A 24,459-nucleotide genomic window follows, 5' to 3' on the forward strand; every position below is an offset into this window, starting at 1 on the left:
CAGAGGATACCCCATGCCCGATACATCCGAAATGGCCCCCGATTTCACCCTGCCGCGCACCGGGGGCGAAAGTACTACGCTCTCGGCCCTGCGTCCCGGCGCAGTTGTCCTGTTTTTCTATCCCCGCGATGACACTTCGGGCTGCACAAAAGAGGCGGTGGCCTTTTCCACCCTCAAGGATCAGTTCGACGCCGCTGGTGTGACGGTCATGGGCATCTCCAAAGACAGCCTCGCAAGCCACGAAAAATTCGCATCGAAACATGCGCTTACTGTGCCTCTCCTGTCTGACGAACATACGGATGTTTGCGAAGCCTACGGCGTCTGGGCGGAAAAGAGCATGTATGGCAAGAAATACTTTGGCATCGAACGCTCGACCTTCCTGATTGATGGCGAGGGTCGCATCGCGCGTGTCTGGCGCAAGGTCAAGGTGCCCGGCCACGCCGAAGAGGTGCTGGACGCGGTCAAGGCCCTGTGACCCCCCAAACCCTGACAGACATGGCCGTCGCGGTGCTCTCTACCCACGACGGCCGCACCAAAACGGCGCTGTCGCGCGCTCATGCCGCCACATGGTTCGCCGCGCGCGCGGCAGGGCACGACATTCCTTTGGGGCGTGCGCAACCGCCCCTGCGTCCTGCCCGGCCCGCCAAGCCCGAACTGCTCGACCCGCGCGACGTGCCGCGCCGCCGCCCCGGTTCGGTGCAGGGCCGCATCGCGCTTCTTCATGCCGTGGCCCATATCGAACTCAACGCCGTCGATCTGCATTGGGATATCATCGCACGCTTTGCAGATATCCCAATGCCGCTTGGCTTTTACGATGATTGGGTCAAATCCGCTGATGAGGAATCCAAGCATTTCAACATGATATGCGACTGTCTTGAAGCGATGGGCAGCCATTATGGCGCTCTGCCCGCCCATGCAGGCATGTGGCGCGCCGCCGAAGATACGGCGCAGGATTTCATGGGTCGGCTTGCCGTCGTGCCCATGGTGCTCGAGGCGCGTGGCCTTGATGTCACCCCCGGCATGATCGAAGTGTTCGACCGCGCAGGAGAGTCCGCCGCCGTCGCCGCCATGCAGGTGATCTATGCCGAAGAGGTGCATCACGTCGCCTATGGCTCCAAATGGTTCCACTTTCTGTGCGGTCGCCATGACCTCGACCCCAAGACCACCTTCCACGACCTCGTACGCCGCTACTTCCACGGCGCGCTGAAACCGCCCTTTAACAAGGAAAAACGGGCCGAAGCAGGCATTCCACCCGATTTTTACTGGCCTTTAAGCGAGGCTGGCTCAATTCAAGGTTGAAATTCAGGCCGCAGTATCGGCGAATTTCCGCCACTCGGGCAAGAAACAGCCCAGCCTCGCCCCCTGATTGGTCAAAAATCTTGCCCAAAGCCCGACCGCTGGCTAATCACGGTTCATTACGGTGCCTGCAATCAATGCGGCATCCTTCAGGACTACGGCAGGGGCAACAGGGACAATGAGCGCGTGAGAACAAGACTTGCGATAAAAATCCATGCGATCCTTGAAAGGTATTTTCCCGAACGTCGGGTCTTTTTGCGATCCGACAATGATACGCGGTTCATTCGCCTGCGCCCCTCAACACAGCTTTTCGCCTTTCTCGGGGCCTCGGCGATCATAGCTTGGTCAATTATCGCCACCTCTATCCTCGTGATGGACAATATCGGGGCCGGCAACTTCCGCGAACAGGCCAAGCGCGATCAGCGCACCTATGAAAACCGCCTCAACGCCCTGTCCTCCGAACGCGACAAGCGCGCGCAAGAGGCGATTGCCGCACAAGAGCGGTTCTCTTCCGCGCTCGAACAGATTTCGCTGATGCAGTCCGAATTGCTGGCGTCCGAAACCCGCCGCCGCGAATTGGAAACCGGCATCGAGGTGATCCAATCCACCCTGCGCCGCACCATGTCAGAGCGCGAAGAAGCGCGCGACGAGGTCGAGCAATTGGCTCTCTCCCTCGAGACAGAAGGCGGCACCGGCGTCGGGCCGACGGCCGACGCAGGCTCTGATGCCACCGTCGATTTCCTGACTGCCGCACTCGAGGATGCCGCAGAGGAACGCGATACAACCATCGCCAATGCCCAGGATGCCCTCCTCAAAGCCGAAGAGATGGCTTTGGAACTGGACCTGCTCAAGGATCAGAACGACCAGATCTTCAGCCAGCTAGAGGATGCGATGGCGATCTCTGTCGAACCGCTCGACAAGATGTTTCGTGCCGCAGGGCTGAACACCGATTCTTTGCTTGATACTGTGCGCCGGGGCTATTCCGGCCAAGGCGGCCCGCTGATGCCGCTGTCCTTCTCTACCCGTGGCGAAGAACCCTCCGTCGATGCCGAGCGCGCAAACCGCATCCTTGGCCGGATGGACGAGCTGAACCTCTACCCCATTGCCGCGCAAAAGGCGCCCTTTGCCCTGCCCGTCAAAAGCGCATTCCGCTACACATCGGGCTATGGCATGCGCTGGGGCCGGATGCACCAAGGCACCGATTTCGCCGCCCCTCATGGCACGCCGATCTATTCCACCGCCGATGGCGTCGTGACCCATGCGGGCTGGCTGTCGGGCTATGGCCGCCTGATCAAGATCCAGCACGCCTTTGGCATCGAAACCCGCTACGCGCATCTGTCGCAAATCCGTGTCAACGTCGGGCAAAGGGTCTCGCGCGGGGAACGGATTGGTGATATGGGCAACTCTGGACGTTCTACGGGCACACATCTACACTACGAGGTCCGCGTCGGCGACAAGTCCGTCAACCCCATGATATATATCAAGGCTGCAAACAATGTTTTCTAAGAGCAAAATCAACGAACCCGCGCAAAAGCCTGCAGAGGCCAAACCGGCTGCCTCCGAGAACCGGCTCGATTCGGCGCGGCCTGACGCGCTGAATACGGAATTCAAGGCCTCCGCCCCCAAGGCCAAGCCGCCCGCCTCTGTGCTGTCCTCGGACCTGCACGTGACCGGCAACCTCAAGACCACCGGCGATATTCAGGTCGAGGGATCTATCGAGGGCGATATCCGCGCGCATCTGCTGACCGTGGGCGAAGGCGCCACCATCAAGGGCGAAGTGATCGCAGATGACGTGGTGATCAACGGTCGTATCGTGGGCCGCGTGCGTGGCCTCAAGGTGCGCCTGACCTCGACCGCCCGCGTCGAGGGGGACATCATCCACAAGACCATCGCCATCGAAAGCGGCGCGCATTTCGAAGGCTCGGTGCAGCGTCAGGACGATCCTCTGACCGGCAACAAGAACGCCCCCAAGCCCGCGGCCCCCGCCGCCGCAGCCCCCGCGGCACCCAAGCCCGCCGAAGGCTAAGCCAGGCACAGAACCAAAAAGGCGGCGTGGCCCCGTGCCATCGCCGCCTTTTTCATGCCCATTGCCCTGCCTCTATGGCGTGTTGCGCCCCATCGCCCCCCCCGTCCCGGGCTTGACCCGGGACCTCTCAGAGGCAGCGTCGTAGCCCCGGCTCGGGGACCGGGGCGATATGCCCCCGATCAGACGCAACGTGCCTTACGGCTCGCGCAGCGCCTGTTGGCTCTTGTAGAGCGGTTTCAGCAAGTACTGCAGCACGGTCTTTTCGCCCGTGTGCAACTCCACCTCGGCCTGCATACCGGGCCTGATCTCTATCCCCGCCTGCCGGGGTGTCAGCGCGCTCATATCCACCCGCAGCGATACTTTGTAATGCGGATCACCATCCGCCTCACGCGCCCGCTCATCCTTGAACGTATCGGCGGAAATGAAATCCACCCGGCCCTTTAGCGTGCCATAAATCGTATAGTCATAGGCGGTCAGTTTGATCGTCGCCTCCTGCCCGCGCCGGATATTGGCGATATTGCGTGGCTCGACCCGTGCCTCGACAAACATCTCTTCATCCAGCGGGATGATCTCCAGAATCTCTTCGCCGGGGCGCACCACACCGCCAATCGTCGTCACGCTCAGATTGTTGACCACCCCGCGCAATGGGCTCAGCAGCACCGTCCGGTTCAACTGATCCTGACTGGCCCGCAAATTCTGGCGCAGCGTCGCCAATTCCTTGAGGGTCTCGGAATAGGCCTCTGCCCGCTCCAACTCGGCTTGGGTGATGATCTCATCATAGCGTTTCTCGGCATCCGCATGCGCCTTGCGGGCGCGCGTAACCTCAATCAGCGCAACGATCTTTTTCTCCAGCAATCCTTCCAACAGCCGCTTTTCCTCGGCGGATTGCTGCATCACGCGCTTGGCCCCTTCGCTGCGCTTGACGAAATCCTCTTGCCGCGCCTTCAAAAGCGCGCGCTCCGAGGCGACCATTTCCCCCGCCTGCCCCGCCAGCCCGTCGGGCACCGTAAAATCGAACTGCCCCGCCAATTCCGCCTCAAGCCGCAGTTGCCGCACCTCAAGCCCCGCGATCTGGTCCTGGAGATCCGCCACTTCGGAATTGAACCGCGTATCGTGCAGCCGCGCCAGAACATCGCCGCGCGCCACCACATCCCCCTCCTGCACCAGCAATTCCGCCAGAATACCCCCTTCAAGATTCTGGATGATCTGCGGCCGCGAGGTGGAAATAAACTCGCCCGGCGCGCGCACGATCTCGTCGATCCAGGCAAACGCCGCCCAGAGGATGAAAATCCACACGCTCGCCGCACAAAGCCAAACCATCAGGCTCGGCCCGCGCAAGCTCCCGTTCAATTCCGCCAGAATGCTGGCCGTACTGCGCGCGCCAACGTCGCTCATCTCATGCCCCTCCCGGCCCGGTGCCTGCCGCCTGCGCCAGATGCGCCAGCACCTGATCGCGCGGCCCGTCCACCGCCATCCGCCCGGCTTGCAGAATAAGTGTCCGGCTTGTCAGGCTCAGGATCGGCATCCGGTGCGTCGCGATCACCGCCGTGCGCCCCTTCAGCCATGTCTCCAACCGGCTGACCAGCGTGCGCTCCAGCGTCTGATCCAGCGCCGCCGTCGGCTCGTCCAACAGGCACACCGCCGGGTCCTGCAACCATAGCCGCGCCCAGCCAATGCTCTGCCGCTGCCCTTGGCTCAGCCCTTGACCGCCGTCCAGTATCTCTAGGTCCAACCCCTTGGGATGCCCGCGCACAAAGGGCCCCAAACCGGCAAAATCCAGCGCCTGCATCAACCGCGCGTCATCGCGCTCCAGCAAGGTCAAGTTCAGGTTCTCGCGCAGGCTGCCGGTGAACAGCCGCACATCCTGTCCCAGATAGCCGATCATCCGCCGCAAATCGCGCGGCGCGATCTGCCCCATATCGGTGCCATCCAGCATCAATCGCCCCCGGCTTGGGGCATAAAGGCCCGACAAGAGCTTGAGAAAGGTCGATTTTCCAGACCCGTTGGTGCCCAGCACCGCCACCACCTGACCGGGTTGAATGATCAACCCCGGAATATCCAGCACCGGCGCACCGCCTGCGTCATAGGCAAACTGCACCTCGCGCAGCTCATAGGCGCCGGTCAACGCCGTGCGCCGCAAATAGCTGCGCCCCTCGCCCTCGTCCTGATCCGCCAGCGCAATCGCATCCAGCCCCACCAGCGCCGATTTCACATTGCCCCAGCGTGCCAGCGTGCTCGAAAGCTGCGTCAGCGGCCCCAGTGTGCGGCTGGTCAGAATCCCCACGGCGATGATCGAACCCACAGTAAATTCGCCCGCGAACACCAGATAAGAGCCAAGGATCACCGCCACGATATAGGTCGCCTGCTGCACCGCCTGCGCCCAGAAACTCAGCACTGATCCCAGCCGCCGCTGCTCGCTCGACTTGATCGCCTGAAGCGCCGTCAACTCGCCCCAAATCCGGCGAAACCGGTCCTCGGCGCGCTGCGTCTTGAGCGTATCCAACTCGAATATCGCCTCATGCAACAGCCGCGCCCCCCGCGCGCTCGCCCCCTGCATCTCTTGCGTCAGCCGCATCATCCGGCGTTGCAGCAGGAAACCGGGCAGAACCATGATCACCCCGCCCAGTATCAAGACCCAAACCACATTGCCCGCAATCGACGCCACCAGCGCCAGAAACACCACGATGAACGGCAAATCCGTCAGCGTGCCAATGGTCGAGGCGGTAAAGAATTCACGCACTGATCCGAATTCCCGCATCGCCGAGAATATCTGCGACGGGCTCTTGCTCGCAATCTCGGACCGCATCCCAAGAATACGGTCCATCAGAATTCGCTGCACATTGAGTTCGATCTGCCGCCCGGCCCCGTCCATCAACTGCGCCCGCGCAATTTTCAGCGCGGCTTCCATCACCAGCGCAAGACCAGCCCCCGCCGCCAATACCCACAGCGTCGCCTCGGATTGATGCGGGATCACCCGGTCGTAAACCTGAAGCGCAAAAAGCGCGACCGCCACCGCCAGAATATTGGCCACGAAAGAGCCAAGCGCCACTTCTGCGATATGCCGCCGGAACCCGGCAAACTGGCTCCAGAACCAATGCGGCGCGGCCTCGGGCGCATCATGCGCGCGGCTCAGGCTTTGCACCGGGGCATCGGCCCGCACCACAAGGCCGGTAAAGAACGGCTCGAACTCGGCCAGCGGCACCTCGGCGCGCTGATCGGCGCAGGTGGTGTCGTGGATCGTCAACACGCTGCCCGCCTGTGACAGCACCAGCACGAATTGCCCGCTCGTCATCTGCGCCAGCGCCGGCCATTGATCGGGATGCGGATGCGCCACCGGCTCGACCCGCGCCATCAGCCCCGCCGCCTCCAACCCATCGGCCAGGGCGCGCGGTTGCGGCTGGTCAGTAGGGCCACCCCCCGCCTTGCTGGCGATCATCGCCTCCAGAATATCGCGCTCGACCGCTTCGATACCCAAAAGCGCGGCATAGGCCACCCCCAGTTTCGCCCGCGCCACAACCCGCTCACCAAACCGCGCTGGCGCAGGTTGTGGGCCACTTGCCTCACCCCCGCGCGCGCCGGTCGTGATCGTCAGGGCGACGGGGGCCTTGGTCAAATCCGGCTCCCCTCCGCCAGCACGCCCAAATGCCGCGCCAGTTCCAGCCGCGCCAGCGCCAGCTCGTATTTCAGGGCCAGCGCGCGCGCTTGCCGCTGGGCAAAGGTCTCATAGACACCAACCACATCCATGACATCACGCTGCCCGGCATCGTATTGCGCTTGGAAAAGATCAAGATTCGCCTTGGCAGTATCGCGCAGCGTGCTTGCCTCGCCCACCTGCCGCGACAGGGCGCTCAACTGCCCCTCCAGCCGCTGCACAACCCGGTTGCTATCCTCATCCGCCTGCGCGCGGCGGCGCTTGGCGGCTTCTTTATCGGCGTCCACCGCCTTCAATTGCGCCCCGGTGCCCAAACCCAGCAATTGTTCGGACCGCAGGTTCAGCCCAAAACTCGTGTCGCCATTGCCAACCGTGCCCCCCGCCGTCAATCCGGGCAAGAAACCCGCCCGCGCCATCACCGCCTCAGCGGTGTCGCGTTCGGCCTCGGCCATGGCGCGCAGAACGTCCAAGGATTGCACAGACCCCGCGTCAACCGGCACCTCCGACAGGCCCGTCACCCCCCAAGGGGCCGCGCCGCCATGGCGTTCAATTCTGCCAGCGCCGTGGCTTCGGCCTCTTGCTGCCCAGCCATCACCTCGCGGATTTCCGCCAGACGCGAGCGCAGGATATTGAGGTCAGACATATCCGATACGCCGCCCTTGACCCGCTCCGACATGATCCATTCAAAATGGCTCATATCCTCCAGCGTGCGCCGTTCCAGCACCAGCCGCTCGCGCGCCTGTGCTGCATCCAGATAGAGCGAGAGCGCCTCGAACACGCGCCCGTTCACATCCTCGGCCAGCGTCACGGCGGCCACCTCGACATCGGCCTTGGCAAAATCGCGCTCCGCCTTTTTGCGGCCGTTGTCGAACAACACCTGCTCGACGATCAACTGGCTGACCAGATCGCTCAGACTGGTCAGGCTGATATTGGGCCCAACGCGCGGCAACCAGTTCTTGGATGCCGCCTCGGCGCGCAACCGCGCACTCAGCAAATCCGCTTCGGCACTGCGGCTATAGGCGGCCAAAACCGATCCAGCGACCTGATCAAAACTGCTGCCCGACGCCAAAACCGATCGGCGCGCCTGCAAATCGCGGATGATCTCGGAACCTGCGGCCTCTTTGGCCCGCGCCACCTCATCCGGGCGAAGGTCTGGCCCTGCGGCGGCGCGTGACACTTCGGCATCGCTACCGTCGTCGCGCCAACACCCTGCAAGCGCCAAACAGACCCCCGCAAGCAAAAAACCCCTCGTTACAGTCCCCATACATAGTCCTCCGACCGTTCCGGCCTTGTCTTTGGAGACGCGCACCCCGGCACGGGCGCGCGTCCCTGTCCGGCATCAGGTGACGATCTGGATATCCTCATCCACCACGACCGTGGCATCATTGCCCAGCGTGTAGATGTCATAGGTCTGACCGTCGATCTGTGTGCGGCCTGCGGCCTCGGCCCCGGTCAGCGTCACGCGGTCATCCGCGCCCCCTTGAACCAGAACCGTATCGCTATTGCCCGAAAGCGCCAGAACCTGTGCTTCGGTCAGGCTCAATTGCGCCTGATCGCCAAACCGCAGATCAATCGTCTCGATGTCAAAGGCGCTAAGATTGGGATTGGCGATGTTCACAACCGATGTGCTGGTCTCATCCAGTACGACATAGGTGCTTGCGGTATTGCCCCCGGTATCTGTGCTCGTCACCACCAATTGCGAGCCATCCGATACCGGTGCCAACTGGCCTGCCCCGTTGAGAAAGAAGTAATCCGTCTCGCCGGTGAATTGGTTGGCCTGCTCACCCAGTGCCAATTCGCGCACATTGCCGCCCGCATCGACCTGATGAATACTCACATCGTCCGCGCTCGTTTCCACCGTGGCATTGCGATAGCCGTCGCCCTGCCGGAAATAGCCCACGATCCCCGGCGTCTCAGGCGCGACCATATCCAGCGTCAGGCTGCTCGTGATCTGACGCGTATTGCCTGCCCCGTCGGTCGCAAAAACCACCATCGGGGCTTGACCATCCTGCCGGGGAATATCCGCAGTGGGCAAGCTCACAGACCAGTTGCCTGCCGCATCGACCACCGCCTGATAGGTCCGACCAAAAACCCGCACCTCGGCGCTTGATCCCGGCTCCACCTGCCCGGTCAGGGTGACACCTGCTGCCGCCTCAGAGATGTTGATGATGTTGTCTGGCGTGACCGGCCCATCCTGGCTCAGCTCATTGACCAAGGTATCGACCCGCACCGTATCGGTGAGGAATGCGATATTGCCCGCCGGATCGGTCACATCGACCCGCAACGCAACGTCGCGCTCGCCGGGTGCAATCTCATTGGGGCCAAAGCGTGCCACCCAATTTCCATTGGCCGCCACCTGCGCCTCGTGCTGCACCCCGTCGATGGTGACAAATACCCGGCTGCCCGGCTCGATCGTGCCGGTGACGTTGAAACCACCCGTCGCGATGTCATTATTGATGACATCGCGCCCATCGGCCCCAATCGCAAGGTTCAGATCGCTGAGGCTAAGGTTGTCGACCTGCGTATCCACGCGCACCGTCGCCTCGACCTCGGTCGGATTGCCTGCCGCATCGACCGTGCGCGCGCTCACCTCGGGCACATGCGTGCCGCGCGTGATCTCGGCGCTTTCATAGCGGCTCTGCCAACGACCTGCGCCATCGGCCTGCACCGTATGCTCAACACCGTCGAGGCTGACAATCACGGTTGCCCCGGCATCAGCCGTGCCGGTGACCAGCACGCCGGCATCCGCCTCGGCCCCATTGATCACGCCGTCGCCACCAATCGCCCCCGCGTTCAGCGTCAAAAGACCGGCCTCAGTATCCACACTGACCGCTTGACGCAATTCGCTAACGTTGCCTGCGGCATCCGTGGCGACCGCCACGATATCACCGGTATAGGTGCCGCCCGCGATCTGCGCGCCGGTGAATGTCGCGGTCCAGCGGCCATCCGCCGCCACCGCCGCATCCACCACCGCCGTGCCAAAGGTCAGGCGCACCGTCGAGCCCGGCTCGACCGTGCCACTCATCGTAAAGCCATCGCCCTGCTCAGCAGCGTTGATCACACCATCGGCCCCACCGGGCGTGCCGGTCATGCCGAAATCGCGCACTTCGGTGTCAACAAGCACCGAACCGCTTACATCGGCGCGATTGCCCGCTGCATCGACAGATACGGCCGTGACCGGCGCATCATAGGTTCCCGCCGCCAGCGCGCTGCCCGCGACAGTGGCCACCCAAGCGCCCGACGCATTGGCAACCACATCCTGCGTCACGCCTGCGAATGTGACGGTCACTGTCGCCCCCGGCGTGGCAGTGCCGGTGATCGCCACCTGCCCGCCCGTTTCGACAAGGTTCACCGTGCCGTCGCCCCCGACCGTATCGGTCGCAAGGCTCAGATCATTGGCCTCGGTATCCACACTCACCGCTTGGCGCAATTCGCTGACGTTGCCTGCGGCATCCGTGGCGACCGCCACGATATCACCGGTATAGGTGCCGCCCGCAATCTGCGCGCCCGTAAAGGTCGCGGTCCAGCGGCCATCCGCCGCCACCACGGCATCCACCACCGCCGTGCCAAAGGTCAGGCGCACCGTCGAGCCCGGCTCGACCGTGCCGCTCATCGTAAAGCCATCGCCCTGCTCAGCGGCGTTGATCACACCATCGGCCCCACCGGGCGCACCGGTCATGCCGAAATCGCGCACTTCAGTGTCAACGCGGAATGTCCCTGTGGTGCTGCTGGCATTGCCCGCCGCATCAACAGTGGTTGCCGTCACCACAGTCTCATATTGCCCACCGGGCAAGGTGCCCGGATCAAATTCTGCTCGCCAGGTGCCATCTTCGCCCACGAGCACATCGCGGGATACACCCTCGACCGTCACCGTGACAGTGGCCCCCGGCGTCGAACTGCCGGTGATTGCCACACCGGCCCCCTCTTCCACCAGATTGACAACACCATCGCCCCCAACCTCAGACGCGTTGATCACAATCGGATGCGGCACCGTATCAATGGCTACAACATCCGTGACCACGGTCGAATTGCCAAACGCATCCGTCGCGGTGATCACCACCGCCACCTCGCGCTCGCCCCCGGGAATATCGGCAGGATCAAACACCACCTCCCACTGACCATCCTCACCGATGACCGTGGTTTCGGTGACACCCTCGATCACAACGGAAATCTCGGCCCCCGGCTCGCCGCTGCCGGTGATCTCGATGCCGTCCTCATAGTCGTCGGCATTGACGATATCGTCGGTCGACACCACACCATCCTCGATCACCACCTCGGGCGGGGTGGTGTCGATCACCACCACCGGCCCTTCTAGCGTGGTCTCGGTGCCGTCAGGCTCTGTGACGACGACAACCACATCATGCTCGCCATCTTCGGGGAAGGTCTCGTCTTCGAACACGACCTCCCATTTCCCGTCTTCGTCAGCCTCAGTGGTGACCGTCTGATCGCCGATGGTCACATCCACCTCGGATCCCGGTTCGGCATCGCCGGTGATTGTGATCTTGGGATCATCCTGATCCCCGCCAATCGTGATCGTGCCATCCTCATTGACCGTGGGCTCGATCCGACCGCGGCCACCGCCACCATCGCCGCCACCGCTACCGGCGACAACCGCTGCCGCAGCCCCCGCAGCCCCGACGCCGCCCAACCCCAAGAGACCACCGCCCCCCAAAAAGGCCGCCCCCAGCATTGACACTTCGTCATCCTCGACCGGCCCCGTCACCTCGTTGCCGCCCAAAAAGATCAGCTCTTCATCCGGGCTCCATTTGGCCCAATTTTCGGTCGGGCCATACTGTGCATAGACCGGCCCATCGCCGCCCTCGCTCAGCGTCACCTCATTGAGATAACCGTCGGCGCTGATGAACAGCCGGCTCACAGGCGCCCCGGTTGCGGAGTAATATCCCTCCAGCACAACCACCCTGCCATCTGACAGGTTGATCACAAGGTTAGAGCCATCTCGGGCATAACCCTGAATGTCCATTTGCCGAAGATTAAGAGAAATTTCTTGTCCGTTGCCCGCCGGAATGATGCTTACGCCATCTTGCCCCGGAATTGACCCACGCTGCGAATTGCCCGCATCTGTGCGAGCGACAAAATCAATCGCTTTCATAACACCACCACTCTGACCTCAGGGTTCGGCACTTTGGTGTGCCGATTTGTTTTATTGTGTCTTAATTATCTTTTTTCCGCCGCAATCGCTAGATGTTTTTGATCCCGCCCCCCCAAAATACGCCGCTTTTCCATAGATATGGACAGACTGAGTCTCTTTGGGCACGCCCCACCACACGGCTGAGACGATCAGAAACCCCACAACACAATCAAACCGGACATAGCGCAGGCTGCTCCAAGACGGGGGGTTGACGGGCCGCGCGGCGATCCACACTGTCGGGCAGTTGTTCATTTTGCCATCACAGGACCCTTCCCCGTGACCACTCAGCTTTCCGATACCGTTGGCCTCCTGCGCGAGTTGATCGCGTTTCCCACGATTTCCGAACTCAGCAATCTCGACATGATCGCCTATCTCGGGCACCGCCTCGAATCCGCAGGCGCGCGCGTCGACATCTTTCACGACGATATCGGCCACAAGGCCAATCTCTTTGCCACCATCGGGCCAGAGGTGGACGGCGGCATCGTGCTGTCAGGCCATTCCGATGTGGTGCCGGTGGCCGAACAGGATTGGGCCTCAGACCCGTTCGAACTGACCGAACACGAGGGACGGCTCTATGGGCGCGGCACCTGCGACATGAAAGGCTTTATCGCGGCGGCCACCGCCATGGCCCCCTATTTCGCAGAGCGGGTGCGCGACCGTCCCATTCACTTTGCCTTCACCTATGACGAGGAAGTCGGCTGTTTCGGTGCGCAGGCCTTGGTCGAAAGCCTGCGCGCCCGCAACCTGCGCCCCGGCGTGGCCATCATCGGCGAACCCACGATGATGCGCGTGATCGAAGGGCACAAGGGCTGCTATGAATACACCACCCATTTCTGCGGTTTGGCCGGGCACGGCTCTGCCCCGGACCGGGGCGTGAACGCGGTGGAATACGCGGTGCGCTACGTCAACCGCCTTCTGGAACTCAAAGAGGCGCTGCGCGCCCGCGCCCCCAAAGACAGCCGCTTCGATCCGCCTTGGACCACAATCAACACCGGCTCGCTCAAGGGCGGCGTGGCGCATAACGTCATCGCCTCCAACGCCACCATTGAATGGGAGATGCGCCCCGTTCAGGCCGCCGATGCCAATTTCGTCAAAGAGGACCTGCGCCGCTATTGCGAAGAAATGCTGCTCCCCCGCATGCGCGAGATTTGCCCCGATGCCAGCGTCGTCACCGAAATCATCGGCGAGGTGGACGGGCTCGAACCCACCGATCTGAACGAAGCCCGCGATATCATGATGGAACTCACCGGCGCCAATGGCGCAGATCTCGTGCCCTTCGGCACCGAGGCGGGGCTGTTCCAAAGCTATGGCATGTCGGCGGTCGTCTGCGGCCCCGGCTCGATTGATCAGGCGCACAAGCCCGACGAATACCTCTCGCTCGACCAACTCCAGCAATGTCTCGACATGTTGGGGCGCTTGGGCGATCGGCTTGGGCGCTGAGGGGCGCTCGTTGATCTGCGCGGCGCGCCGCCGCGCTTAAACCCGCCGAAACGTCAGGTAATGCGGCACGCGCCCTTCGCGCAGCGCCTTTTGCTCGTAGCGCGTCGAAATCCAATCCCCCCAAGGATTGCGCCAATCCGCAGGCCCCTCTGCCAGCCACTCAAAGCCCGCGCGCGGCACTTCCTCTAGGGTCTGGCGCACATAATCGGGAATATCCGTGGCCACACGGAAAATCGCACCCTTTTTCAACACCTTGGCCAGCGGTTCCAGATGCTCTTGCGTCACAAAGCGCCGCCTGTGGTGGCGCGCCTTGGGCCAGGGATCAGGATAAAGCAAAAACGCCCGTGACACCGACGCCTCGGGCAAAACATCAAACATATTGCGGACATCGCCGGGATATACCGCGACATTCTGTGTCTCTGCCGCCCGGATTTTCCCCAAGAGCATCGCCACACCGTTGATGAACGGCTCACAGCCGATGATCCCGACCTGCGGATTTTGCGCGGCCTGATGCACCATATGCTCGCCGCCGCCAAACCCGATCTCAAGCCAGATCTCGCGGTCGCCGAAAAGCGACGGCAAATCAATTTCTTGCCGCTCGGGGTTCACATCCCAATCGACGGCACCCGGTGACAATTTCGCTAGATCTTCGTCCAGATAGGTCTCTTGGCTTGGCCGCAGGGTCTTACCCTTGAAGCGGCCATAAAAATTGCGCCAAGGCGCGCCTGTCGGATGTCTGTCTTGGCTCATACAAACTTAAACTGGCGCGTGAAGATCACGCGCCAGCCCTCTGATCAAACAGCTTTTTTCAGAGCGTCAACCAGATCGGTCCGCTCCCAGCTAAAGCCGCCATCGGCCTCGGGCGCACGCCCGAAATGGCCATAGGCTGCGGTGCGCGCATAGATCGGCCGTGTCAGCGACAGATGCTCACGAATACCGCGCGGCGTCAGGTCCATGCACTGTGCCACGGCCTTTTCAATGGCACTTTCATGCACTTGGCCGGTGCCATGCGTATCGACATAGATCGACAGCGGCTTGGCCACACCAATGGCATAGCTCAGTTGCAGCGTGCAGCGCTGCGCCAGACCGGCCGCGACCACGTTCTTGGCCAGATAGCGCGCGGCATAGGCCGCCGAACGGTCCACCTTAGTCGGATCTTTGCCCGAAAACGCACCACCACCATGCGGGGCCGCGCCACCATAGGTATCCACGATGATCTTGCGCCCCGTCAGGCCCGCATCCCCATCCGGCCCGCCGATCACAAAGGTGCCGGTGGGGTTCACATGCCACTCGGTCTCATCGCTCAGCCAACCTGCAGGCAGAACCTCGCGGATATAGGGCTCTACAATCGCGCGGATGTCATCGCTGGTTTGGCTCTCATCCGCATGCTGCGTTGAAAGCACAAGTTGCGTCACCGCCACCGGGCGACCCCCCTCATAGCGCAACGTCAGCTGCGATTTGGCATCCGGCCCCAGCGTCGGCTGGGCACCGGATTTCCGCACCTCCGCCAACCGCTTGAGGATCGCATGCGAATAAAGGATCGGTGCCGGCATGAATTCCGGTGTTTCATCCACGGCATAGCCAAACATGATGCCCTGATCCCCGGCCCCGTCCCGGTCCACACCCTGCGCGATATGCGCCGATTGCGGATGCAGCAGGTTCTGCAATTTCAGAGTATTCCAATGAAAGGCATCCTGCTCATAGCCGATGTCGCGCACGCAATCGCGCACGATCCCGTCAATCCGGCCCATGAAATCCTTGAGCCGCGACTGATCACTCAGCCCGACCTCACCGCCGACAACCACGCAATTGGTCGTGGCAAAGGTCTCACAGGCGACCCGCGCATTGGCTTCTTCGGTCAGAAATGCATCAAGAATAGCGTCGGAAATCCGGTCACACACTTTATCCGGATGCCCCTCCGAAACGGATTCGGAAGTGAAAAGGTAATTCTGTCTTGACATGAAGTTGCTCCATTTGATGTCACCGCCACGCCAGGAAGCCGTTGTGGGGGATTAGCGTGTGGTTACGCCCCTCTAGAACCTGCGTCAATGCCTATATGCGCGCGGCCCTGCGCCTGTGATCCAACCGCGACAGCCCCAGCAAAACAAGGAAAATTGCCAGCATCGGCGCATCGCCCAGCCGCGCATAAACCGTGGGCGGCAAAGGTGGCGGCAGCGCCGCATCGCGCCACCCCGCCTCGCCCAAGGGCAAAGACTCAGTCACCCGCCCGGCTGCGTCAATCATTGCCGAAACGCCGGTGTTGGCCACCCGGATCATCGGCAGGCCAAATTCCACACTGCGCAACCGCGCCTGCGCAAGATGCTGATAGGGGCCAGAAAACTTGCCAAACCACGCGTCATTGGTGATGAGCAGGATGAAATCCGCCCGCCCCGGTGCCGCCCGCAAATCCTGCGCGAAAACCCCCTCGTAGCAGATCAGCGGCAGCGCGCGCCCCAGCGCACCCATCTCGATCACCTGTGCCCCCGGACCAGACGAGAACCCCTGCCCGTCCTTAGAGGCCATCCCGTGAATACCCCACTGCGCCAAGACATCCCCATAGGGCATGTATTCGCCAAACGGCACCAGATGATGCTTGTCATAAACCGCCGCCACACTGCCCCCGGCCTCAACCAGCGCCAGCGTGTTGAAAAGACGCAGCTCCTCGCGGCGTTGCAGGCCGACCACCACCGGCACGCCCCCCGCCGCGTCCGAGATCACCTCGAGTGTGCGCGCGGCATTCTCGAGCATCACCGGCACCGCCGTTTCCGGCCACACGATCAGATCGGGCCGCCCATCGCCCGCCGCCGAAAACGCCAACTGGCGGTCAAAGAAGCCTTGGATCTTTTCGGGGTCCCATTTCTCATGCTGCGGCGCGTTGGGCTGGATCAACCGCACTATCGCGGCCTCTGGCCCGGCCCCCGCGTCAGGCGTCAGCATCGCTCCGAGAGGCCACAAAAGCGCCATAGCCCCCAAGGCAGCAAATCCTGCCCGCGCGCCCGTCAGTGCCATCCACAAGGCCACCGCCGCCAGCAGCACCAGCGCCGTCAACCCAAGCGATCCAAGGTACGAGGCCCAATGCAAAAGTGGCGTGTCGATCAACACATGCCCCGGCTGCGCCCAAGGAAACCCCGTCAGCACATATCCCCGCGCCAGTTCGACCAGCCCCAGACCCCCGACAAACCCCAAGGCACCGCCGCCCAAGGAACGCCCAAGCCCAAGGGCCGCCGCCGCAAACAGCGCAAGCCCCCCGGATAATCCCAACAGGGCAAAAGGGGCCATCCAGCCATGCCGCGCCACATCGACCAAAAACGGCTCGATGATCCAGTTGAGCGAAAGAAGAAAATAGCCGGTGCCAAAGGCCCAGCCGATCCATGCCGCCTGCCGTCCACCCGCAGCGCGCAAGAACACCCCGTACAGCAGCGCAAAGGCCAGAATGCTCAGCGGCCATGCCCCGACCGGCGCCTGCCCCAACGCGGCCACGGCCCCCAGCGCCCCCAACACCAGAACACGCCCGCGCCACGACAGGCCCGCAACCCGATCAATCAGGGCCGCGGCCCGGCCTGTTTCAGGCATTCTTTGCCTCGGGCAGACGCACGCGAACACGTTTGATGCGCCGCGGGTCGGCCTCCATCACCTCGATCACCGGCCCGGCGGGATGCTCGATCACCTCGCCACGCACCGGCACCCGGCCAAGCAACATAAAGACCAAACCACCCAGCGTGTCGATTTCTTCCTCATCGACTTCGTCCGCCTCGGTCAGAGACATCCCAATCTCGGCCTCGAAATCCTCAAGCGGGGTCTTGGCAAGGGCCACGTAACAGCCGGGTTTTTCCTGCGTCCAGTAATGATCTTCGTCGATGTCGTGCTCATCCTCGATCTCGCCCACCACCTGTTCGATCAGGTCCTCGATGGTCACAAGACCGTCCACCCCGCCATATTCGTCGATCACCAGCGCCATATGCCGCCGCTCGGCCTGCATTTTCTGCAAAAGCACACCAATCGGCATCGACGGCGGCACAAAAAGCAGAGGGCGCAGCATATCCTCGAGCTTGAATTCCTCAGTCTCGCCGTTGAACCCATGCTTCAGCGCAAAATCCTTGAGATGCAGCATGCCGATGGGCGAATCCAAGGTTCCCTCATAGACCGGAAGACGCGACATGCCGCTGTCACGAAACACATGCACAAGGTCTTCTTTGGAAATCGAATTGGGCACCGACACGATATCGGCCTTTGGAATGGCCACATCCTCGACCGCCATATGCCGCAGATTGCCCATGCCCGGCACGCCGTTGGCTTGCGCCGGATGCTCATCCTCAGCCGCTTCGGCCTCATCAGTCGTGGAAAAAACCCCAAGGATCCGGCGAAAAAACCCGCCTGATTCCTCTGTTTCCTTGTCATCGTCAGGCTGCGCGCTCTGCGCTGCCATAGACGATCCGTCGATACTCTCGCCCATCCATCTCTTTCCAGGTGACGGGGCACAGGGCCCCAGCACGGTTAATATGGGTCACTGACCCCAAGTTTGCCAAGTATCTCCACCTCAGTTGTTTCCATGAGAGTGGCATCTTGGTCACGCACGTGATCATAGCCTAGTAAATGTAACACCGCATGAACGATCAGATGCGTCACATGGTCCGCCAGCGGTTTTTCGCCCTCTGCCGCCTCACGCACACAGGTGTCCCAGGCAATCGCGATATCCCCCAGCTCCGGATCGGGGCTAGGCATGGGGGGCGCAGGGCGTACCCCCGGCACCTCCGCCGCCCTCTCTTCGCTGGGCCAACTCAGCACATTGGTCGGCTGCGGCTTGTCGCGGAAATCCTCGTTCAGCACAGCAATCCGCGCATCATCACAGGCCAGAATGCTGATTTCCCAATCCTCGGGGTCCATCGCCAGATGCTCCAGCGTGGCTCTTGCGGCGCGTTCGGCCAAATCCTCCAGCGCCGCCGCCTGCCAGCGGTCGTCCTCGATCACCACATCGCACAGCATGGCGCCTTAACCTTCCGCCTCATAGGCCTCGATGATCGCGGCCACCAGCGGATGCCGCACCACATCCTTGGACGTGAAGTAATTGAAACTGATCTGCGGAATCCGCGTCAACAGCCGCTCCGCATCGGCAAGCCCCGAGGGAACACCGCGCGGCAGGTCGATTTGCGTGCGGTCGCCAGTGATCACCATCCGGCTGCCTTCGCCCAAGCGCGTCAGGAACATCTTCATCTGCATCGAGGTCGCATTCTGCGCCTCATCCAGCACCACAAAGGCATTCGACAGCGTGCGCCCGCGCATGAACGCCAAGGGCGCAATCTCGATCTTTTTCTCTTCGATCAGCTTTTGCACCTGCTTGGCGGGCAGAAAATCGTTCAGCGCATCATAAAGCGGCTGCATATAGGGATCGACCTTGTCCTTCATATCCCCTGGCAAATAGCCCAGCTTTTCACCCGCCTCGACCGCCGGGCGGCTCAGGATGATGCGGTCCACATGCCCCTCGATGAACATATTGACCCCCACAGCCACCGCCAGATAGGTCTTGCCGGTGCCCGCAGGCCCGATGCCAAACGCCAGCTCATGCGCAAACAACGACCGCACATAAGATTTCTGCGCCTCGGTGCGCGGCTCCACATATTTCTTGCGGGTCTTGATCTCGACCGGGCCGCTTTTGAACATCTCAAGCTGATCACCCGCATGTGCGCCAGTCTCGACCTCCGATCCGCCCATGCGCAATTCGCGGTCCACATCGCCGCTCTCAACCGCACGCCCACTCTCCAGCCGGGAATACAGCGCCTGCAACACGCCCGAGGCTTCACGCACCGGTCCATCCTCGCCCAAAACCGACAAGTGATTGCCGCGCCGGACAATCTGCACCGCCAGCTTACGCTCGATTTCGGCTAGGTTTCGATCATATTCGCCGCAGAGGTCAATCAGCAGCATGTTGTCGGGGAATTCGATCACGGACTCTTGCAAAGTGCCCAGATCGGCGGCGGGGGGCGGCGCGTTGTTACCCAAGCATATCTCCCACGGGGTCAGAGGTTCCCCTTTACAGTGCCAAGATGCCGCCGCCTGCGCAAGCAGCCAGCCACGATTCCGTGAAAACCGGCGAAAAAAATGCGGGCCACACCGGGCCCGCACATTGGTTCAGCATATCGGGCAAGCCCGATCAAATCGGATCGCCGATCAGACTTGTCGAGCCACCTTTGAAATTGCCCGTCGCCACGGTCGGCGGGGCGACACCCGAACAGACCGGCTTGCCGAACTTGTCCAAACGCTGCGACAGATACCCCTCGACGCCATCGTCGATGATCCAATGGTCACAGCCGTTGGGATCAACCCAAATGCCGGCCTGCATCTGGCTCAGATGCCCGCGGTCAAAGATATTGCGGTCCACCGTCTTGTCCGGCCCCGCGTCACAGGCAGCCAACATCCCGACGATAGGCAGGGCGAGTGCTAATTTATAGGTTTTCATTGCACAGCCCCCTCAGCGCCAGCACAGGATTTCGACACGGCGATTCTGCGCCATGCCCTCGGCGGTGTTGTTCGACGCCTTGGGCACCCGCTCGCCATAGCCGCGGACATCCGCGATGCTTGCGCCGCTGCTGCGGGCAACCGCAGCAACAGAATTCGCCCGCCGCAGCGACAGGTCCATGTTGTACTCATCCGATGCGCGGCTGTCGGTATGGCCAACGATGGTATAGGATACCGCCCCGGCCTGCTGGAAAAACTCTCGCAGGCGCTGCTGCCCAGAGGCGTGGATACGCGCGCTGTCCGTTGCAAAAAGCTGGTCGGTGTTGACAACGCCGCAGAGATTGACCTCGCGACACACCGGAATACCTTGGCGCGTCACATGCGGGCTCATATAGCCCTCAGCCCCGTCATCCATCACCCAATGTTCGCACCCATCGGGGTCCACCCAGATAGTTGGAATATACCGCTCACCGACGACAGTCCGCTGTTGCTGCGCGGATGCGCCACTCGCCATCACCGCGACACCAAGAGCAATGGCACTCGCCCCCCGCATGACCGCGTGAAGCGTATTCGAAATCCTTTTCGTCACGACCCCAGTCCTTTTATTGCCCCCCGGATAGAAGCCGAAAGAAAGGCCCCCAACCACTTAATCATGTCAAATAGTATCAAGTCTTCGCTTAAAGTGAAGCAAATTTCACCACATATTGTGTCCCTTAAGGAAACAATGCCACGCTCTGGCCACAATTCACCCAAAGCATACGAAAATCGCCTAAGAATCAAGAGGACAGCAAACGCCCGGCCAATGAATTGGGGCCGCTCTCGATGATCTCGACCTGACGCAGATCGCCAATCGCGACATCCCCCGTGACATGCACCGCATGCAAATGATCCGACTTGCCCACCATTTGCCCCGGCATCCGCCCCGCCTTTTCAAAGAGCACCCCAACCCTGCGCCCGACCATCGCATCTTGTGCGGCGCGCTGCTGGCGGGTGATCAGCTCTTGCAAACGATAGAGCCTCTCGGTTTTGACCTCTTCGGGCACCTGCGGACGCTCGGCAGCGGGCGTGCCGGGACGGGTGGAATATTTGAACGAAAACGCAGACCCATAGTTGACCGCCTCGATCAACTCCATCGTCGCCTGAAAATCGGCATCCGTTTCCTCGGGAAACCCGACGATGAAATCCCCCGACAACAGGATATCAGGCCGCGCCGCGCGGATGCGCTCGATCAGCCGCAGATAGCTTTCGGCGGTATGGCTGCGGTTCATCCGCTTAAGGATACGGTCAGACCCGGATTGCACCGGCAAATGCAGATAGGGCATCAGCTTCGCGCACTCCCCATGCGCGGCAATCAGATCATCATCCATGTCATTAGGATGGCTTGTCGTGAACCGTATACGCTCCAGCCCGTCAATCTCGCTCAAGGCCCAGACAAGCCGCGCAAGGCCCCAATCGCCCCCCTCACCGGCCCCGTGGTAGGCATTGACGTTCTGACCCAAAAGCGTGATCTCGCGCACGCCGCGCTCGACCAGATCACGCGCCTCCTCCAGCACGCGGCTCGCCGGGCGGCTTACCTCGGCCCCGCGCGTATACGGCACCACGCAAAACGCGCAGAACTTGTCGCAACCTTCCTGCACCGTCAAAAACGCTGTTGGCCCGCGCCGCGCCTTTGGCCGGTGCCGCAACGTGTCAAACTTATCCTCAATCGGAAACTCGGTATCGAGCGCCTTTTCCCCAGCGCGCACCCGCGCCTCCATCTCGGGCAGACGGTGATAGCTCTGCGGCCCCACCACCAGATCGACCAGCGGCTGACGGCGCATGATCTCTTCACCCTCGGCCTGTGCCACGCAGCCCGTTACCCCGATCTTCAAATCGGGCTTGTCCAGCTTGAGTTGTTTCATCCGCCCCAGTTCGGAATAGACCTTTTCCGCCGCCTTCTCGCGGATATGACAGGTGTTGAGCAGGATCATATCGGCCTCAGCCGGATCTTGCGTCTCGACATACCCAGACCCGCCCATGGCCTCGGCCATACGCTCGCTGTCATAGACATTCATCTGACAGCCATAGGTCTTGATATAGAGCTTTTTCACATCCGCCATGCGCCCGGCCTCCGCCCTTGGGTTCAAGATGTCTGACTACATCAGGGGAGAGGGCACTTGCAATGCCTCTGCGTTTGGCGGATTCTGCATCCAAAACCAAGGGTAAAGCCGCGCATGACCGCCCCCGATCTCAAGACCTTTCTCGCCAACCCCGGCAAGGCGCTGGCCAAGGGGCCCATCGCCATGGTCTTTGCCGAGGATGAAAGCGAACTCAACTCCACCTTGCGTCACCATCTCGACACCGGCTTTGCCGCCGTGCTGCTCTTTGCCCCCGACAATTTCGCCTTGGCCCGCGACGTGGCCGAGGCACCCGGCCTCAGCCGGATTCGCCATGATCTGTCCTCCGGCGATAGCCTGACCGAGGCCGTGAATGCGGTCATCGCCGCCGCCCCCGGCCTTTGGATGTATTACTGCTACAACGCCGAATACCTGTTCTACCCCTTCTGCGAGACCCGCACCGTGGGTGAAATGCTGGCCTTTCACACCGAAGAACGCCGCGATGCGATGCTGACCTATGTGATCGACCTCTACGCCGGCGATCTGGATCGCTATCCCGATGCCGTGTCCCTTGAGGCCGCGCATATGGACAAGTCCGGCTATTACGCCCTCGCCCGTCCCGACCCCGAGAACCACAACCACCCCAGAGAACGGCAGCTTGATTTCTACGGCGGCCTGCGCTGGCGCTACGAGGAACACATCCCCGCCAAACGCCGCAAGATCGACCGCATCGCGATTTTCCGCGCCAAACCGGAACTAAGCTTGCGCGAGGATCACACCTTCTCGGACGAGGAATACAACACCTACGCCTGCCCGTGGCACCACAACCTTACCAGCGCCATCGTGTCCTTTCGTACCGCCAAGGCGCTCAAGCGCAACCCCGGCTCGACCTTTGACATCCACAGCTTCAAATGGCGCAACTCCATCCCGTTCGAATGGCATTCGCGCCAATTGCTCGATCTGGGGCTGATGGAACCGGGACAATGGTTCTAAGCACGGCTAAAAGCGAACGCACCTATTCAAAGCGTTCTGGTCATTCAACGATCCACCAGAACGCTTTACTCTGTCGCCCTCAGCAACAGCGCGGTGAGCGGCGCAAGCCCGGCATCCTTGGCCACGTCCACGCCGCCATCCACACCGGCCAGCAGGGCACGAACGGCCTCGTTGCCGTCCATCACGCCCTGCGCCTGCGCCACCAGACGCTGCATCCCGTCATGCACCCCCGGTGCCAGCGCCCGCTCTTGCCATATCGCCAACAGCCCACAAATCCCCAAGGAGACCCCTGCCACCCATGTCCAGCGCCGCGCGCGGCGCGCACGGGCGGCGGTTTTGCTTTCGGCGGGATCGGCAAAATGGCGGATATGTGTCATGCCCGCTACCTTCCAAATCCACATGGCAAGACTGTGGCAAGAATTCGGCCAGACCCGGGAATAAACCCCGCAGCCCAGCGTTCACCTGACATCCCGGATCACTGCGATCCGGGAATAGGAACGCAACCGCGCCCATGAGCGGCGCTTAAAAATGGACCAGCACCATGGCTCGACTGACAGGAACCGACAGCGCCGACCGCTTGGTCGGCACCGCCTTTGCGGATCAAATCACCGGCCTTGACGGCAACGATACGATCTTTGGCGGCGGGGGCAATGACGCCATCAATGGCAATGACGACGGCGACCGCCTCGACGGTGGTGCAGGCAATGACACCATCGCGGGCGGCAAGGGCGAAGACACGCTCTTGGGCGGCCTCGGCAATGACCGCCTCACCGATGAAAGCGGCGATGACAGGCTCTTTGGTGGGGATGGCGACGACACGCTCGATGCAGGCGAAGGCAACGACCGCCTCGATGGCGGCACCGGCAATGACCGGATGTTCGGCGGCGAAGGCAATGACACCATGAACGGTGGCACCGGAAATGACGTGATGCACGGCGGTTCCGGCGACGATGTGATGAACGCCGGGGCCGGCGCGGATCGCCTCTTTGGCGGCGAAGGCAATGATGTGATGCGTGGCGGCGGTGGCCGTGACGTGCTCTCGGGTGGCGAGGGCAATGATTTCATCGACGGTGGCCACGGCAATGACCTGATGACCGGCGGCGTGGGGGCCGATACTTTCGTCTTCAAATTCGGGCGCGATGTCATCACCGATTTTGAGCCCGGCGATGATCAGATCGACCTCACCGGCATCAGCGGCCTCAACGATTTCGATGATGTGCTCAGCGCCGCCCGCATCTCGGGCAGCGATGTCGTGCTCGACTTCGGCGCGCATGAACTCACCCTGCGCAATTTCAGCCTGTCACAGCTCGACTCGGATGATTTCATCCTGTGACGCCTTGCGCGCTCCCGCCAC

General features: G+C 61.9%; 22 protein-coding genes and 1 riboswitch. Of the genes, 7 read left to right on the forward strand and 15 right to left on the reverse strand.

All coding sequences use genetic code 11. The annotated features are described in order from the left end of the window. Window positions 1–13 precede the first annotated feature (13 nt). The 4 genes from ACLGGT_RS00550 (at window position 14) to ACLGGT_RS00565 (ending at window position 3,322) form a co-directional block, all read left to right on the forward strand. Complete coding sequence (locus ACLGGT_RS00550; protein ID WP_437194808.1) at window positions 14–475, forward strand: peroxiredoxin; 462 nt, start codon at window positions 14–16, stop codon at window positions 473–475. Window positions 476–495: 20 nt separating this feature from the next. Next, complete coding sequence (locus tag ACLGGT_RS00555) at window positions 496–1,299, forward strand: ferritin-like domain-containing protein (protein ID WP_437197383.1); 804 nt, start codon at window positions 496–498, stop codon at window positions 1,297–1,299. 183 nt (window positions 1,300–1,482) lie between these two features. After that, complete coding sequence (locus tag ACLGGT_RS00560; protein WP_437194809.1) at window positions 1,483–2,802, forward strand: DUF5930 domain-containing protein; 1,320 nt, start codon at window positions 1,483–1,485, stop codon at window positions 2,800–2,802. Beyond that, entirely contained in the window at window positions 2,792–3,322 is a 531-nt protein-coding gene (locus ACLGGT_RS00565) for a bactofilin family protein (protein WP_008280406.1), read from the forward strand. Before ACLGGT_RS00560 ends, ACLGGT_RS00565 begins: the two co-directional genes overlap by 11 nt. A 195-nt stretch (window positions 3,323–3,517) precedes the next feature. On the opposite strand, the gene ACLGGT_RS00570 is transcribed toward ACLGGT_RS00565, so the two are convergent. The 5 genes from ACLGGT_RS00570 to ACLGGT_RS00590 all read right to left on the reverse strand — a co-directional run bounded on the left by ACLGGT_RS00570 (window position 3,518) and on the right by ACLGGT_RS00590 (window position 12,084). Next, window positions 3,518–4,717, reverse strand: a complete 1,200-nt coding sequence (locus tag ACLGGT_RS00570; protein ID WP_437194810.1) for an HlyD family type I secretion periplasmic adaptor subunit — start codon at window positions 4,715–4,717, stop codon at window positions 3,518–3,520. A 1-nt stretch (window position 4,718) separates the two neighbouring features. Then, the gene (locus ACLGGT_RS00575; protein ID WP_437194811.1) at window positions 4,719–6,935 is read right to left on the reverse strand and encodes an ATP-binding cassette domain-containing protein; all 2,217 of its coding nucleotides are present in this window, start codon (window positions 6,933–6,935) and stop codon (window positions 4,719–4,721) included. Next, window positions 6,932–7,492, reverse strand: coding sequence for a TolC family protein (locus tag ACLGGT_RS00580; protein WP_437194813.1), 561 nt, complete (start codon window positions 7,490–7,492; stop codon window positions 6,932–6,934). Before ACLGGT_RS00580 ends, ACLGGT_RS00575 begins: the two co-directional genes overlap by 4 nt. After that, the gene (locus tag ACLGGT_RS00585) at window positions 7,489–8,196 is read right to left on the reverse strand and encodes a TolC family protein (protein WP_437194814.1); all 708 of its coding nucleotides are present in this window, start codon (window positions 8,194–8,196) and stop codon (window positions 7,489–7,491) included. The genes ACLGGT_RS00580 and ACLGGT_RS00585 overlap by 4 nt, the downstream gene beginning before the upstream one ends. A 117-nt stretch (window positions 8,197–8,313) precedes the next feature. Next, entirely contained in the window at window positions 8,314–12,084 is a 3,771-nt protein-coding gene (locus ACLGGT_RS00590) for an Ig-like domain-containing protein (protein WP_437194815.1), read from the reverse strand. Window positions 12,085–12,399: 315 nt separating this feature from the next. On the opposite strand from ACLGGT_RS00590, the gene argE reads away from it, so the two are divergent. After that, window positions 12,400–13,563, forward strand: coding sequence for an acetylornithine deacetylase (argE, locus tag ACLGGT_RS00595; protein WP_008280411.1), 1,164 nt, complete (start codon window positions 12,400–12,402; stop codon window positions 13,561–13,563). A gap of 36 nt (window positions 13,564–13,599) precedes the next feature. On the opposite strand, the gene trmB is transcribed toward argE, so the two are convergent. The 9 genes from trmB to miaB all read right to left on the reverse strand — a co-directional run bounded on the left by trmB (window position 13,600) and on the right by miaB (window position 22,115). After that, complete coding sequence (gene trmB / locus ACLGGT_RS00600; RefSeq protein ID WP_008280412.1) at window positions 13,600–14,313, reverse strand: tRNA (guanine(46)-N(7))-methyltransferase TrmB; 714 nt, start codon at window positions 14,311–14,313, stop codon at window positions 13,600–13,602. A 44-nt stretch (window positions 14,314–14,357) separates the two neighbouring features. After that, window positions 14,358–15,524: a methionine adenosyltransferase gene (gene metK, locus ACLGGT_RS00605; protein ID WP_437194816.1), complete on the reverse strand. Its 1,167-nt coding sequence runs from the start codon at window positions 15,522–15,524 to the stop codon at window positions 14,358–14,360. Window positions 15,525–15,529: 5 nt separating this feature from the next. Next, window positions 15,530–15,577, reverse strand: a riboswitch (SAM-SAH riboswitch). Window positions 15,578–15,615: 38 nt separating this feature from the next. After that, window positions 15,616–17,136: an apolipoprotein N-acyltransferase gene (gene lnt, locus ACLGGT_RS00610; RefSeq protein WP_437194817.1), complete on the reverse strand. Its 1,521-nt coding sequence runs from the start codon at window positions 17,134–17,136 to the stop codon at window positions 15,616–15,618. After that, complete coding sequence (locus tag ACLGGT_RS00615; RefSeq protein WP_081506596.1) at window positions 17,129–18,016, reverse strand: hemolysin family protein; 888 nt, start codon at window positions 18,014–18,016, stop codon at window positions 17,129–17,131. Before ACLGGT_RS00615 ends, lnt begins: the two co-directional genes overlap by 8 nt. A 41-nt stretch (window positions 18,017–18,057) precedes the next feature. Further along, entirely contained in the window at window positions 18,058–18,546 is a 489-nt protein-coding gene (gene ybeY, locus ACLGGT_RS00620) for an rRNA maturation RNase YbeY (protein WP_422000497.1), read from the reverse strand. A 6-nt stretch (window positions 18,547–18,552) separates the two neighbouring features. Then, window positions 18,553–19,485, reverse strand: a complete 933-nt coding sequence (locus ACLGGT_RS00625) for a PhoH family protein (RefSeq protein WP_232279184.1) — start codon at window positions 19,483–19,485, stop codon at window positions 18,553–18,555. A 226-nt stretch (window positions 19,486–19,711) separates the two neighbouring features. Then, window positions 19,712–20,017, reverse strand: coding sequence for a hypothetical protein (locus tag ACLGGT_RS00630; protein ID WP_037297429.1), 306 nt, complete (start codon window positions 20,015–20,017; stop codon window positions 19,712–19,714). A 12-nt stretch (window positions 20,018–20,029) separates the two neighbouring features. Continuing rightward, window positions 20,030–20,569 (reverse strand): OmpA family protein, encoded by a 540-nt coding sequence (locus ACLGGT_RS00635; RefSeq protein ID WP_008280420.1) that lies wholly within the window; start codon window positions 20,567–20,569, stop codon window positions 20,030–20,032. Between the two features lie 223 nt (window positions 20,570–20,792). After that, a complete protein-coding gene (gene miaB / locus ACLGGT_RS00640; protein WP_008280421.1) occupies window positions 20,793–22,115 on the reverse strand; it encodes a tRNA (N6-isopentenyl adenosine(37)-C2)-methylthiotransferase MiaB in 1,323 nt (440 codons plus the stop codon). A 114-nt stretch (window positions 22,116–22,229) separates the two neighbouring features. Between miaB and ACLGGT_RS00645 the strand changes: the two genes are divergently transcribed. Then, window positions 22,230–23,105, forward strand: coding sequence for a glycosyltransferase family 2 protein (locus tag ACLGGT_RS00645; RefSeq protein ID WP_081506599.1), 876 nt, complete (start codon window positions 22,230–22,232; stop codon window positions 23,103–23,105). 65 nt (window positions 23,106–23,170) lie between these two features. Here ACLGGT_RS00645 and ACLGGT_RS00650 read toward each other — a convergent pair whose 3' ends face one another. Further along, window positions 23,171–23,482, reverse strand: coding sequence for a hypothetical protein (locus tag ACLGGT_RS00650; RefSeq protein ID WP_422000494.1), 312 nt, complete (start codon window positions 23,480–23,482; stop codon window positions 23,171–23,173). 164 nt (window positions 23,483–23,646) lie between these two features. Between ACLGGT_RS00650 and ACLGGT_RS00655 the strand changes: the two genes are divergently transcribed. Then, window positions 23,647–24,438, forward strand: a complete 792-nt coding sequence (locus ACLGGT_RS00655) for a calcium-binding protein (protein WP_008280424.1) — start codon at window positions 23,647–23,649, stop codon at window positions 24,436–24,438. The last annotated feature ends 21 nt before the right edge of the window (window positions 24,439–24,459 follow it).

The sequence above is a fragment of the Roseovarius sp. MS2 genome, from assembly GCF_051447875.1.
GTDB lineage: Bacteria > Pseudomonadota > Alphaproteobacteria > Rhodobacterales > Rhodobacteraceae > Roseovarius > Roseovarius mucosus_A.

What these genes read in the sequence shown, in the direction of transcription:
- ACLGGT_RS00550 (WP_437194808.1), top strand. Translation starts at nt 14, where the DNA reads ATGCCCGATACATCCGAAATGGCCCCCGATTTCACCCTGCCGCGCACC.
- ACLGGT_RS00555 (WP_437197383.1), top strand. Translation starts at nt 496, where the DNA reads ATGGCCGTCGCGGTGCTCTCTACCCACGACGGCCGCACCAAAACGGCG.
- ACLGGT_RS00565 (WP_008280406.1), top strand. Translation starts at nt 2,792, where the DNA reads ATGTTTTCTAAGAGCAAAATCAACGAACCCGCGCAAAAGCCTGCAGAG.
- ACLGGT_RS00570 (WP_437194810.1), bottom strand. Translation starts at nt 4,717, where the DNA reads ATGAGCGACGTTGGCGCGCGCAGTACGGCCAGCATTCTGGCGGAATTG.
- ACLGGT_RS00590 (WP_437194815.1), bottom strand. Translation starts at nt 12,084, where the DNA reads ATGAAAGCGATTGATTTTGTCGCTCGCACAGATGCGGGCAATTCGCAG.
- trmB (WP_008280412.1), bottom strand. Translation starts at nt 14,313, where the DNA reads ATGAGCCAAGACAGACATCCGACAGGCGCGCCTTGGCGCAATTTTTAT.
- metK (WP_437194816.1), bottom strand. Translation starts at nt 15,524, where the DNA reads ATGTCAAGACAGAATTACCTTTTCACTTCCGAATCCGTTTCGGAGGGG.
- lnt (WP_437194817.1), bottom strand. Translation starts at nt 17,136, where the DNA reads ATGCCTGAAACAGGCCGGGCCGCGGCCCTGATTGATCGGGTTGCGGGC.
- ACLGGT_RS00615 (WP_081506596.1), bottom strand. Translation starts at nt 18,016, where the DNA reads ATGGGCGAGAGTATCGACGGATCGTCTATGGCAGCGCAGAGCGCGCAG.
- ybeY (WP_422000497.1), bottom strand. Translation starts at nt 18,546, where the DNA reads ATGCTGTGCGATGTGGTGATCGAGGACGACCGCTGGCAGGCGGCGGCG.
- ACLGGT_RS00625 (WP_232279184.1), bottom strand. Translation starts at nt 19,485, where the DNA reads ATGCTGCTGATTGACCTCTGCGGCGAATATGATCGAAACCTAGCCGAA.
- ACLGGT_RS00630 (WP_037297429.1), bottom strand. Translation starts at nt 20,017, where the DNA reads ATGAAAACCTATAAATTAGCACTCGCCCTGCCTATCGTCGGGATGTTG.
- ACLGGT_RS00635 (WP_008280420.1), bottom strand. Translation starts at nt 20,569, where the DNA reads ATGCGGGGGGCGAGTGCCATTGCTCTTGGTGTCGCGGTGATGGCGAGT.
- miaB (WP_008280421.1), bottom strand. Translation starts at nt 22,115, where the DNA reads ATGGCGGATGTGAAAAAGCTCTATATCAAGACCTATGGCTGTCAGATG.
- ACLGGT_RS00645 (WP_081506599.1), top strand. Translation starts at nt 22,230, where the DNA reads ATGACCGCCCCCGATCTCAAGACCTTTCTCGCCAACCCCGGCAAGGCG.
- ACLGGT_RS00650 (WP_422000494.1), bottom strand. Translation starts at nt 23,482, where the DNA reads ATGACACATATCCGCCATTTTGCCGATCCCGCCGAAAGCAAAACCGCC.
- ACLGGT_RS00655 (WP_008280424.1), top strand. Translation starts at nt 23,647, where the DNA reads ATGGCTCGACTGACAGGAACCGACAGCGCCGACCGCTTGGTCGGCACC.